Here is a 12051-nt window from a genome sequence, read left to right on the forward strand (position 1 = left end):
ACTAGCAGTGGATAGCCTAATTGAATTGGTTGGATCAAAGTGGGTGGAAATGATTCGAGCATCCGATTGGCGGACAAAGACCAGTCGGTTACTGCGTATCGTCGATGCATTCGTCATCATTTGGGCCGTAGCTGGCGCCTATATTGTAAGGTTCGGCATTGAGCCGGAATTCGTGGTTGAGGGACAGGAATTCAACTATCTTTGGTTCTCGGTACTGCTAGCCGTAACCTGGTGGTTCATGCTTGGCGCTTGGAACAGTCGCCAAAGCCATGTTCTAGGAGCTGGACCTGATGAATACAAGCGCGTCGCTGCCGCCTCATTGTGGCTGTTCGGCTTGGTTGCCATTTTTTCCTTTGTTCTCCGAATTGACACCGCTCGCGGTTACGTTGGGATTGCTCTTCCGGTGGGTTTGTGCGGTCTTCTGTTGGCACGGTGGTTGCTACGTCAGCACCTGAATGTAGACCGCCAAAACGGGAAAAGCATGTCACGTTTATTACTCTTGGGAGGCCCGGGAGCAATCGCCCATCTCGCAGCGTCCCTTCAAAGTGCGAGGCACGCTGGCTACCTCCCCGTCGCAGCGTATTCCCCCGGGGCACAGGAAAGCTTCCAAGTGGAGCCGGTGTCAGGCTTGCCGATACTAGGGCATACACCGGAATCGTCGTCAATTCTTCAAGCCATCGAAGAGTGCAACGCAGATGCCGTAGCCGTGTCCGCCGGCGTTCAACTGCATCCGCAAATCCTCCGACATCTGGGGTGGGAGCTCGCGTCCCGAAACGTGGGACTCATCATGGCTCCTGCCTTGACAGACGTCGCTGGTCCTCGCATCCATACCCAACAAGTCGCAGGACTGCCGCTAATCCACGTAACGACTCCAACTTTGGAAGGCGGACAGGGGGTTGCTAAAAGGCTTTTCGACGTAGCCGTTGCGTCCGCCCTCCTTCTATTAGCCTCGCCGCTGATGCTTTTACTGGCGGTCATAGTTCGAGTGGACAGCCGCGGTCCCATTTTTTTCCGCCAAGAACGCGTTGGCATCGAGGGCACTCAATTTACGATGCTGAAATTTCGATCGATGGTAGTAGATGCCGAAGAACTTCTGGAGCGGCTGGCGGGAGAGAACCAAGGCAGCGGCCTGTTGTTCAAAATCAAAGAAGATCCCAGAATAACGCGAGTGGGCAAGATCCTACGCCGGTACAGTCTCGACGAACTTCCGCAATTGTTCAACGTAGTCGCAGGCTCCATGAGCTTGGTCGGCCCCCGTCCGCCTTTGCCTCGCGAGGTAGATGCTTACGAGCACGACGTGCGACGTCGACTTCTAGTCAAGCCTGGACTGACAGGCCTATGGCAGGTCAGCGGTCGCTCGAATTTGTCGTGGCAAGACTCCGTGCGCCTGGACCTGTACTACGTTGAGAACTGGTCACTGGCTGGTGATTTGATCATCCTCCTTCGTACTGTCAGGGCTGTCTTTCAAAGCACAGGCGCTTACTAAAAGACAACTAGTACGCTCGTTAGCACCTTGGGGGATTACCTGCATGTCAACACCGTTAGCCAGAACGCATTTGGGAGACTTTCGGACGAGTCGCTCGGAACCGTCACAAAAACTTCTGTGGCCACGCGCTCGAGGTGCCAAAAAAGCGCTCCCCTCAGAAGCACTGCTCCTGGGCTTTTCGACGACCGCAAATGGATCGGTGTGTCCTAGATAGTTCGGATTACACCATGGGGTAATTGACGGCTACCGACTAGTTGCGGAAATAATTTCAAGACATTGAGTTTAGCCGCAGGTTCTACCGATTGGAATATAAAGAAAAATGGATTCCTCTAAGCAGAGCGGCCTTTTCGAAGCAGCCCGGCCTGGGAACGAAGGGCCCCGCCGCCGGAACCGTCGACTCCTCGCTTCTCTTTCCCTTTTAGGTATAGTGGTGGCGGTCTTGGCCGGTGTGGCCGTTTGGCTTGCGGCAAAAGCATCCACTATAAACGACGAGCTTAACGCCGCCGCCCAGCTCTCCTCACCGCTCAGGGAGAGCATTAGTCGAGATGATCGCGAGGCGGCGACCGGTACAGTAGACGAGATGCGCGGACACACAGCGGCCGCTAAGTCAGCTGCTGATGATCCCCTGTGGACCTTAGCGTCTGCGATTCCAGCAATAGGAGTGAACTTCAGCGCCGTTGCGGAAGTGGCTCGTTCTGCGGACGACGTCGTGAGCATTGGGTTGACACCGCTCGTGAAGGTTTACAGCTCTCTGGACTGGGACTCCCTGCTACCTAGTACGTCTGGTACTGACTTGGAGCCCCTCAAGGCGGCGTCCCCCAGTGTCTCATCGGCCGCTCACGCCGTTCGGCTGTCGTCTGAAAGGCTTAACCAGATCGACGAGAGCCAACTCCTTCCTCAAGTGGCCAATCCGCTGTCTCGGGCCAGGAATCAACTCAACGAGATTTCGGGGTCACTTGATTCTGCCGCCAGTGCTGCCGCAGTTCTTCCCGCGATGTTGGGTGCGGAGGATCCTCGCTCCTACCTACTAATGATCCAGAACAATGCCGAATCGCGGGCCTCCGGCGGCATCCCCGGCGCCCTTGCTGTACTGCAATTTGACGATGGAAAGCTCACCCTAGGAAGCCAGAGCAGCGCCAGCGCTCTAGGAACGATGTCTCCACCGTTACCTGTGGACGGTGAGCAGCAGCAGATCTACAGTGTCCGGCTTGGCAAATTCATGCAGGATGTGAACCTGACTCCAGACTTTCCTTCCGCAGCCAAAACGGCGCGAGAGATGTGGAACAAAGGGACCGGACAGAACGTGGATGGAGTGCTCTCAATCGATCCCATTGCCTTGGGATACATTCTTGATGCCACTGGCCCTGTGGGAATTGCGGACCCGGAGCTTACTGCCGTTATCGCAGCTACCGGCCTACCGGCGGAGCTGACCGGAAGGAATGTCGTACAGACGCTACTCTCCGATGTCTACGCCAAAATTGAGAGGCCGGAGCTACAGGACGCATATTTTGCAGGCGTTGCCCAGGAAGTTTTTAGGGCGCTATCGAACGGAAAGGGCGACGCGAAGGCGCTCCTCTCAGGCCTAACTCGTGCCTCCACCGAGGGAAGGGTACACATCTGGTCCGCTCAGAATGAGGAGCAAGGTGTTATTTCCGCCTACACTCTGAGTGGCTCCGTTGCTGGCCCTAGTGTTCAACCTGCCCAATTCGGCGTGTACTTCAACGACGGAACAGGGGCCAAGATGGACTACTACGTGAAGCGCACGGTCCAAATCGTCAAGGAGTGCCCCCAGGACGGATACGAGCGCACGACTGTTCGAGTGAGCGCGACCAATGCAGCTCCTCAGAACGCTGCGGCGGTCCTGCCTGATTACGTGACTGGAGGTGGAGCTTTCGGTGTTCCCCCGGGCTCAGTGCAAACGAACATTGTTGTTTACGGTCCTGTTCAGGCGAATGTCGAGACCTTAAGCGTGGATGGGACAAGGACGGAGTTTGCGCCTCATATCCACAGCAACAGGCCCGTTGCGGTGTTCGCTGTCCGACTAGGGGTAGGGGAAAGTAAGACGATGGATTTCACGTTCAGCAAAATTGTCCAGCACACGGAACCTAACGTTGTTGTCACACCGACGGTGCAGGATGTAAAAGATGTGACTTTGCCCACTTTGCGGGCGCGCTGTAGTTAATTCTATTGGCGGCGGCCGTTAACACTATGTAAACCGACTGGATTGAGATTGCTCACAACGAACACCAGATGGTAGCGTCCTTTTTGGGATATCTATCCGTGGTTCTGCAGTGGGTCTCATGCAGAGGGGGAACTCCCCATAATTCGGGTAATCAAAACTTAAACGTCTCCGGGGGGACACACATGAAAAAAACACTCGCAGCACTCGCGCTTGCAGGCTCCATCGCCCTTATCGGTTCGGCGCCGGCCATGGCCGCTACCTACCCGGCACTTCCGCCTCAGGCAGCCGTTTCCGACGGAACCGTTGGCCCGGGCGAAACCTTCGTCTTCCGCGGACAGGGTTTCCTTGCCGGCGAAACGCTCACCATCAACGTAACGCCGGGCCAGGCACCTGCTTCCGATGGCGCCAATATTGCCGGTAGCCGCGCAGTGGCAGCCCGTATCGCCGTTGTCACCGAAGCCCAAACCCTGACCACCACGGCCGACGCCCAGGGCGCATTCGCCCTGCCGATCGCAATCAACGAAGCAGGCACCTACAGCCTGACCGCCACCGGCAACACCTCCGGGGTAACCGTCGGTCCCGTCACGGTCACCGTGGCAGCTTCCTTGGCAAACACCGGCGGCAACGCTGGCGGCGCTCCGTTGGCAAACACCGGTTCAGGCCTTGCCAACACCGGCGCCGACTCCGGCCTGGTCCTCTGGACCCTGGTTGGCGCAGGTGCACTTGCTGCCGGTGCAACTTCCGTAGTGGTTGTTCGTCGCCGCGCAAAGGCGGAGACTGCTGCGTAACTGCACCGCCCTATAAGCACCAAAGAAGGTGGGTGTCCTCCGAAACGGAAGACACCCACCTTCTTCTTTTAAGGTTTCGACGGGCTCTACTAACTAGCTGTGGTATTTATTAGGACATGGGGAGACATTGGCGCAGAACACCGAGAGAGTTCGACTACTCCCTACCACTCCCCCGACCTCAGGTGCTCCGCTACGTCGTTTTGGGTCTGCTGGCGGTTGCTGCCCTAGCGGTGGCCGCCCTCGCATTTCTAGGGACCCGGTGAGGGCAGCTTGAGGAACTTCAACCGAAGGATCTGGCAACTCGCCCTTGCCGCCATGTTGGTCCCGCTAGCGTTTATCGCTTTTTGGCCCACCCCCGTCGATAAACCTATTGAAGGATTCCTCGGCAGCGTCCTGCATTTCCTTCACCGTCACGGGATCCCAGCCTGGTTCAATTACGAATTCGTCGAAGGCGCCGCTAACGTCGCGCTGTTCGTTCCTATAGGTATTGTGGCGTCTCTTGCTTACCCCAAAAAGCACTGGTGGAGTATTGCTGCATCTGGGTTAGCGATCTCCTGCTGCATGGAGCTTGGGCAACTCCTATTTCTCCACAGCCGGTTCGCAAGCCCGTTAGACCTTGTAACAAACACTGTGGGGGCCGTCATCGGCGCCCTTATTGCGGCTGCACGTATAGAAATGCTACAGGTCCGGTGCCTTTCGGCAACGGACCTGTAGCAAGTCGACTTGGAGTCCGCTAGTTCACGAAGCCCTTCATCCAGGTCCTTAGGTCCTCGCCGAACTCCACTCGTTCTGAAGCGAGTGTGATGACGGCTTTGAGGTAGCTCAGCTTGTCGCCCGTGTCGAAGCGGCGGCCCTTAAAGACAACACCGTACACACCGGAGCCTTCGCCCTCACCGGCAGCCAGGGTCTGCAAGGCATCCGTCAACTGGATCTCGCCGCCACGGCCCGGCTCCGTCTTCTCCAAAATCCCGAACACCGATGGATGCAGCACGTACCGCCCGATCACGGCCAGGTTGGACGGCGCCTCCCCTGTGGCCGGCTTCTCCACCAGGCTGTTTACGCGCACGTAGTCCTCGCCGTCCACCGCAGTAATGTCCGCACAGCCGTAAGCGCTGATCTGGGACGGATCCACCTCGATCAGGGCGATCACCGAACCGCCGGTCTTCTGCTGCACCTCCATCATGGTGCTCAGCAGGTCCTCGGCCTCGTCAATGAGATCATCACCCAGCAGAACGGCGAACGGCTCATTGCCCACATGCTGGGCAGCGCACAGCACCGCGTGGCCCAGGCCCTTGGCCTCGCCCTGGCGGACGTAGTGGATGGGACCCAGCTCCGAGGCGTACTGCACGGACTCCAGGCGGTCGTTGTCGCCCTTCAGTTCAAGTGCACGCTCCAGACCCGGCTCCCGGTCAAAGTGATCCTCGAGGGAGCGCTTGTTCCGTCCCGTGATCATTAGCAGGTCGGTGAGGCCGGACTTGACGGCTTCCTCAACGACGTACTGGATGGCCGGCCGGTCAACCACCGGCAACATTTCCTTCGGCATTGCCTTGGTGGCGGGCAGGAAGCGAGTCCCCAATCCGGCAGCAGGAATGACGGCTTTGGTGATAGCTTTCCCCGTAGTCATAGCTGAACCTTACAAATCAGGGGCAGGCAAAGGCAATTTCCGCCACCGAACCGCGGCTCCCGCTACTCGTGAAAAGCCCGGACACCCTCGTACGGCCCCGGTCACGGACCACGTGCTTGCGCGGTTAAGGACCGGCCTCGGCCGAGAAGGTCGTTCCGCCTTCATCCGTCACCATCTGGTCCGATTCCCTCAGGGCTGCCGACGCGGAACAGTCATCGCATCGGCCAACAAATTGATGGGGGCAGGTGGCGAGGTTGATGCCGTCCCCGGTGGCTAGTCTGTGTCGCATTGATCCCGCCGTTCCTGAGTCGTCCGGGCTCACCGGGGAGACTCATTGTTTCAGCCATCGCAATGATGGTGCCGGCGAATGCCGGGGCGGGAGCCTTGCTCGTGAAGACTCGCTCCTCGCCGGCACTTTTAGTGAACAACGAAGCGAAGCCGGAAACACGAGTAAGCGATACCCGTTTCTTCAGGCCGACCGTACCCACCTAGCCTGGGGATGAGGTATCTACCTATGGCCCCTACCGGGTTTCGACAGGCTTGGTTGACAGCCCAGTTTCGACGGGCTCAACCTCCGAACTTCGGCTCGCGCTTCTCCTGGAAAGCCCTGAAACCCTCGGCGTAGTCGTCTGTTTTGCAGAGCCGGGCCTGCTCTGTGTTCTCCTCCGCCATGGCCTCCCACAGGCCCAGGCGCTGGTCGCGGATGTGGGCCACCAGCTCCTTGCTGGCGGTGAAGGCGCCGGTGGCCCCGCTAGCGACGCGGCCCACGATCGCCCGCGTGTTCTCCAGGAGCTCGTCCGCCGGCATGGCACGGCTGAACAGCCCCTGCGCCACGGCCTCGGTGCCGCTGATCAGCTCCGCGGTGTAGATCAGGTCCAGCGTGCGGTGCATCCCCAGCCGCTCCGTGAAGTACCAGTGCCCGCCCGAATCCAGCGTCGCTCCCAGCTTGGCGAACGGCGACCCGAACTTGGCGTTCTCCGCCACGTACACCACGTCCGTGGCCAGCAGCAGCCCCAGCCCAACACCCAGGCAGGTACCATGAGCAGCGGCGAACGTGGGCGCCGGAAAGGCACTCATCTTCTTCAGCAGCGGCTCCACCAGCCCGCTCAAATAGGTAGCGGCGTCGTCATTCTCCGGGTTCACACCTGAGATGTCCCGGCCCGCGCAGAAGGCGCGGCCCTCTCCCCGAAGCAGCAGCGCCCGGACCTCACCGCGTGAGGCGGCGGCAGCAGCGTCGTCGTACGCCTGGGACAGCTCCGCGAGCGCCTGCTCATCCAGCGAGTTCAGCTTGTGCGGTGCGTTGAGGACGACTTCGGCGACGTTGTTGCTGATGGAGAGGGAAATCATGGGGCTCCTTCGTTGAGACCGTTGAAAATTACACGTCGAAGTCGACTGTGACTTCCTTGCTGGTGGGGTGGCTCTGGCAAGTCAGCACGTACCCCTTGTCCAGCTCATCCTGCTCCAGCGCGTAGTTCTCGTCCATGGTCACGCTGCCTGTCACCACCTTGGCCCGGCACGTGCCGCACACTCCCCCGGCGCACGCGAACGGCACGTCCGGGCGGACCCGCAGCGCGGCGTTGAGGATGGACTCGCGGGCGTGGGTGGGGCTGGCCACCTCGCCCTGCAGCCCGTCCAGCTTGAACGTGATCTTGTACGTCTCCTTGGACTCGTCCAGCACCACGGGCCGGCCCGCATGCCCCTCCGGCTTGTCCGGCTTGCCGGACGTAAACAGCTCGAACCGGATCTTCTCCGGCTCCACACCGCGCTCGGCCAGGGTGTCCCGGCAGAGCTGCACCAGCTCGAACGGGCCGCACAGGAACCACTCGTCCACGTCGTCCGCGTGGATGGCGGTGCCCAGCAGCTGCTGCAGCTTCTCGGCGTCGATCCTTCCACTGAGCAGCGGCGCGATCCGCTGCTCGCGGGACAGCACGTGGTGGATGGCCAGCCGCTGCGGGTACTTGTCCTTCAGGTCCGCGAGCTCCTCCAGGAACATCACGTCCATGGCCGCCTTGTTGGCGTAGATCAGGTCGAACCGGCACTCCGGGTTTTTAGCCAGGAGCGTGCGGGCGATCGCGATCACCGGCGTGATTCCGCTGCCGGCGGCGATGGCCACGAAGCTGGCTTCCCCGCTGGAGGCCACGTCCCCGGCCAGCTCCTCCGGGTTGTTCATGGAGTTCATCCGGTTCTGCTCCACGGCCTGGCCGTCCCGGCCGTGCCTGGACACGAACGCGCCCATGGGGCTCATGACGTCCAGCGTGTCCCCGGCCTTCAGCTCGGCGTTGGCCCAGGTGGAGAAAACCCCGCCCAGGTCCTTCTTCACCGCCACCCGGATCTCGCTGCTGCCGTCCGCGAAGCTGCGCGGCTCGGCGCAGATGGAGTAGCTGCGGCGCACCTCGTGCACTTCCCCGGTCTCGTCCGGGAGCTTGGTGCGCAGGGCCACGTACTGGCCGGGCAGGTAGTCGAACTGGCCGGCGAGCTCGGCCGGGACGTGGAAGGCCACCTCGATGGCGTCCTCGGTGAGCCGGCGCACCTCCTTCACGGCGAGCGTGTGGAAGGACGGGCGACGGCGGCAGGTGGCCTGCGCCGTTTCTGCGGCGGTCTGGCGGACAACAGGCATGGGGCTTCCTTACAGCACTTTGAAGTAGTCGAACGGTTCCTTGCAGTCCTGGCACACAAACAGCGCCTTGCAGGAGGTGGAGCCGAAGCGGGTGAGTTCCTTGGTATGCAGGCTGGCGCACTGCGGGCATTTCACGGCCATTTGCAGCCTGATGGGGCCGGCGTGCCTTGCCGCATTTGCCATGCCCGACGGCGGGGCGATGCCGTACTCCTGCAGCTTCGCCTTTCCGGCGTCCGTCATCCAGTCCGTGGTCCAGGCCGGGGCGAGCACCAGGTCCACCTGGACGTCCTGGTAGCCCTCTTTGGCGAACGCCGCTTTGAGGTCGTCGCGGATGGCGTCCATGGCGGGGCAGCCGGAGTACGTGGGCGTGATGGTGACTGTTACCTTTTCGGCGGTCACCTCCACGTTCCGCAGGATCCCAAGGTCCTCGATGGTGAGAACGGGGATCTCGGGATCGCACACCGTGGCGGCGATGTCCCATGCCTTCTGCCGCGGGGTCCGGGCCCTGGTTTCAAAGTCGGAGATGTACATGGCCCCGGTGCTCACCACTTCGCTCCTGAATGCTCGCGGGCCAGCACCTGCATCTCGGCCAGGAGGTAGCCCAGATGCTCCGAGTGCCTGCCGTGCCGGCCGCCGCCTGGGGCTGCCGGAACGTCCGGCACCTCCAGCTCGGCTTCTGTGAGGACTTCGCCGGTGAGCCGGTCAAACTCCTCGCGCAGGCTGGAAGGCGCGACGGCGGCACCCGCCTCGGCGAGGCGGCGCGTCAGGTCATCGTCCTGGAACAGTTCGCTGACGTACGGCCACATCAGGCGCAGGCCGTGGATCATCCTGGTGCGGGATTCCTCGGTGCCGCCGGCCAGGCGGAGGATCCACTGGGCGCTGTGGTCCCGGTGGTAGTCCACTTCCTTCACGGCTTTCGCGGCGATGGCGGCAAGGGTGGCGTCGGTTGATTCCGTGAGCCGGCGGTACAGCTCGAACTGGTAGCAGCTCACGATGAACTGCCGGGCGATGGTCACCGCGAAGTCGCCGTTGGGCTGCTCGAACAGCTGGACGCTGCGGAACTCGTGCTCGCGGCGGAAGTAGGCGAGATCGTCCTCGGACTTCTCCCATGCGCCGCCGGCGTAGCTGAGGAAGCTCCGGGCGTGGCCCAGCTGGTCCAGGGCGATGTTGCCCAGGGCCACATCCTCTTCAAGCTCGGGGGCGCGGGAGATCCAGTGGCCCAGGCGCTGGGCGAGGATCAGCGCGTCGTCGCCGAGTCTCAGGGCGTATTCTGCGATGTCCTCGGAGGGCTTAGCCAGCCCGGTGCGGACCTCAAGCGCGATGTCCTCCGGGCGGAGGGCGTTGCCGGGGGTGATGCGGGTGGCACTCGCGTTGGAGTCGCCTCCTGCTGTTGGGGCTGCCACGCCGGTGGAGATGTCGCCGTGGCCTGTTGTCTCTGTTGCTTCGGGGCTCACAGGTGCTTTACCCCTTCGCTCTTGGTGTAGTACGTGGCGTGCCGGTAGTCCTTGCCCTGGGGCGACTCGAAGAACGAACCCTTGGCGTCCGGATCGCTGGCGGCAATGGCGTCCGCCGGGACAACCCAGATGGAGACGCCCTCGTTGCGGCGCGTGTAGAGGTCGCGGGCATTGCGCAGCGCCATGGCCGCATCCGGTGCGTGCAGGCTGCCGGCGTGAACGTGGCTCAGGCCACGGCTCGATCGGACGAACACCTCCCAAAGGCCCCAGGCGCCGCGGTCATGGGTCTCTTGCTCCGCTGCTGGGGACGCCTTGGGTGCCTCGCGGTTGATCTCTGTCGCCGAACTAGCCGGAACTTCCGGGTTGCCGTGGGGGCTCATGCTGCGTATTCCTTCGTCTTCATTGACTGTTTTGCTGCCTGTTTTGCTGCATAGGCGGAAGCGGCCTCGCGGACCCAGGCGCCGTCGTCGTGCGCTTCCCTGCGGCGTTCCAAGCGCTGGGCATTGCAGGGACCGCGCCCGGCCAGGACTTCCTGGAATTCGTGCCAGTCCAGGGGGCCGTGCTCCCACTTTTTGGTGTCCTCGTTGTAGCGGACCTGGTCATCGGGGAGGGTGAGGCCAAGGACCCTGACCTGCTCCACCATCATGCCCACGAAGCGGCTGCGGAGTTCGTCGTTGCTGAACCGCTTGATGTTCCAGGCCATGGACTGCTTGGAGTTGGGCGAATCGTCGTCCGGCGGGCCGAACATCATCAGGGCCGGGGCGTACCAGCGGTTCACGGCGTCTTGGGCCATCTGCTTCTGCTCGGGGGTGCCGTTGGAGAGTTCGAGGAGGATCTCGAAGCCCTGGCGCTGGTGGAACGATTCTTCCTTGCAGATGCGCACCATCGCGCGGCCGTAGGGGCCGTAGGAGGCGCGGCACAGCGGGACCTGGTTGCAGATGGCGGCGCCGTCCACCAGCCAGCCGATGGCACCCATGTCCGCCCAGGTCAGCGCCGGGTAGTTGAAGATGCTCGAGTAGCGGGCCTTGCCGGCGATGAGGTCTTGCGTCATCTTGTCCCGGCTTTGGCCAAGAGTCTCGGCGGCGCTATAGAGGTACAGCCCGTGGCCGGCCTCGTCCTGGACCTTGGCCATGAGGATGGCCTTGCGCTTCAGGCTCGGGGCCCGTGAGATCCAGTTGGCCTCGGGCTGCATGCCGATGATTTCCGAGTGCGCGTGCTGGGAGATCTGGCGCAGCAGCGTCTTGCGGTAGGCCGGCGGCATCCAGTCCTTGGGCTCGATGCGTGAATCCTGAGCCATGACGCGGTCAAAGTTGGCCTGGCCTGCCGCCTCTTCGTCCGGGGATAGCTCAGCCGGCACTGACTGCAAGTTCTGCGCTGCCATGGTTGCTCCTCTGCAAAGACCTTCTGGGACGTGCGGAATTATTTACCGACCGTTCGTTCAGGATATGCGGAAGCGTTCCGGGGCGTCAAGCGTCCCTCCCCTCTTCCCTCCTCCTCCGACGCTCTCTCACTTGATGCGCGTTTTTCCACAACGCTCCATCACGTCCTGCACCCTTTCGCCGCCGGAGCGTCGAGGCCTAGGATGAACACCTGCGGCGGCTCCACCTGCACGAAGAGAAGCCCCGGACATCAGAGCTGACACCAGAAGGGAAACCGACACCATGGCTGAAACTCCGAACCCCATCCAGATTCAAAAGTTCCTTGGCGGCGTGGATTACCCCGCCAGCCGCGAGGCGTTGTTATCCAAAGCCAAGGACTCAGGCGCCGACAGCAACGTGCTTGAGGCCCTCGAGGCCATCCCCGACCGGGAATACGACAGCCCAACGGCCGTAAGCTCCGCGGTTTCTGACACCAAGTCCTAGACGGGCCCGCCGGGGAAGCACCGCCCCGCGAAAGGCCT

At 61.7% G+C, this 12051-nt stretch carries 12 protein-coding genes; 5 read left to right on the forward strand and 7 right to left on the reverse strand.

What is annotated here, in order from left to right; genetic code table 11:
• The first annotated feature begins 49 nt into the window (after positions 1 to 49).
• From QFZ36_RS07865 to QFZ36_RS07880, 4 genes are all read left to right on the forward strand, one after another.
• On the forward strand, positions 50 to 1486 hold the full coding sequence (locus QFZ36_RS07865; RefSeq protein WP_306639131.1) for a sugar transferase: 1437 nt from the start codon (positions 50 to 52) through the stop codon (positions 1484 to 1486).
• A 319-nt stretch (positions 1487 to 1805) separates the two neighbouring features.
• On the forward strand, positions 1806 to 3668 hold the full coding sequence (locus QFZ36_RS07870; RefSeq protein ID WP_306635314.1) for a DUF4012 domain-containing protein: 1863 nt from the start codon (positions 1806 to 1808) through the stop codon (positions 3666 to 3668).
• Between the two features lie 182 nt (positions 3669 to 3850).
• Positions 3851 to 4456: an LPXTG cell wall anchor domain-containing protein gene (locus QFZ36_RS07875; protein ID WP_306635316.1), complete on the forward strand. Its 606-nt coding sequence runs from the start codon at positions 3851 to 3853 to the stop codon at positions 4454 to 4456.
• A 315-nt stretch (positions 4457 to 4771) separates the two neighbouring features.
• Entirely contained in the window at positions 4772 to 5170 is a 399-nt protein-coding gene (locus tag QFZ36_RS07880) for a VanZ family protein (RefSeq protein WP_306639132.1), read from the forward strand.
• Between the two features lie 19 nt (positions 5171 to 5189).
• On the opposite strand, the gene galU is transcribed toward QFZ36_RS07880, so the two are convergent.
• The 7 genes from galU to paaA form a co-directional block, all read right to left on the reverse strand.
• Positions 5190 to 6080, reverse strand: a complete 891-nt coding sequence (gene galU, locus QFZ36_RS07885; RefSeq protein ID WP_306635318.1) for a UTP--glucose-1-phosphate uridylyltransferase GalU — start codon at positions 6078 to 6080, stop codon at positions 5190 to 5192.
• A 567-nt stretch (positions 6081 to 6647) separates the two neighbouring features.
• Positions 6648 to 7427, reverse strand: a complete 780-nt coding sequence (locus tag QFZ36_RS07890) for an enoyl-CoA hydratase/isomerase family protein (RefSeq protein WP_306635319.1) — start codon at positions 7425 to 7427, stop codon at positions 6648 to 6650.
• Positions 7428 to 7455: 28 nt separating this feature from the next.
• Entirely contained in the window at positions 7456 to 8697 is a 1242-nt protein-coding gene (gene paaE, locus QFZ36_RS07895; RefSeq protein WP_306635321.1) for a 1,2-phenylacetyl-CoA epoxidase subunit PaaE, read from the reverse strand.
• Between the two features lie 9 nt (positions 8698 to 8706).
• Positions 8707 to 9228, reverse strand: coding sequence for a 1,2-phenylacetyl-CoA epoxidase subunit PaaD (paaD, locus tag QFZ36_RS07900; protein ID WP_306639133.1), 522 nt, complete (start codon positions 9226 to 9228; stop codon positions 8707 to 8709).
• Positions 9229 to 9239: 11 nt separating this feature from the next.
• A complete protein-coding gene (gene paaC / locus QFZ36_RS07905; RefSeq protein WP_306635323.1) occupies positions 9240 to 10151 on the reverse strand; it encodes a 1,2-phenylacetyl-CoA epoxidase subunit PaaC in 912 nt (303 codons plus the stop codon).
• Positions 10148 to 10531, reverse strand: a complete 384-nt coding sequence (paaB, locus tag QFZ36_RS07910; RefSeq protein ID WP_306635324.1) for a 1,2-phenylacetyl-CoA epoxidase subunit PaaB — start codon at positions 10529 to 10531, stop codon at positions 10148 to 10150. Before paaB ends, paaC begins: the two co-directional genes overlap by 4 nt.
• A complete protein-coding gene (paaA, locus tag QFZ36_RS07915) occupies positions 10528 to 11532 on the reverse strand; it encodes a 1,2-phenylacetyl-CoA epoxidase subunit PaaA (RefSeq protein ID WP_306635327.1) in 1005 nt (334 codons plus the stop codon). Before paaA ends, paaB begins: the two co-directional genes overlap by 4 nt.
• A 280-nt stretch (positions 11533 to 11812) precedes the next feature.
• Here paaA and QFZ36_RS07920 point away from each other — a divergent pair, with 280 nt between their 5' ends.
• Complete coding sequence (locus tag QFZ36_RS07920) at positions 11813 to 12013, forward strand: DUF2795 domain-containing protein (protein WP_306635329.1); 201 nt, start codon at positions 11813 to 11815, stop codon at positions 12011 to 12013.
• Positions 12014 to 12051: the final 38 nt, after the last annotated feature.

Source organism: Pseudarthrobacter siccitolerans, from assembly GCF_030823375.1.
GTDB lineage: Bacteria > Actinomycetota > Actinomycetes > Actinomycetales > Micrococcaceae > Arthrobacter > Arthrobacter siccitolerans_A.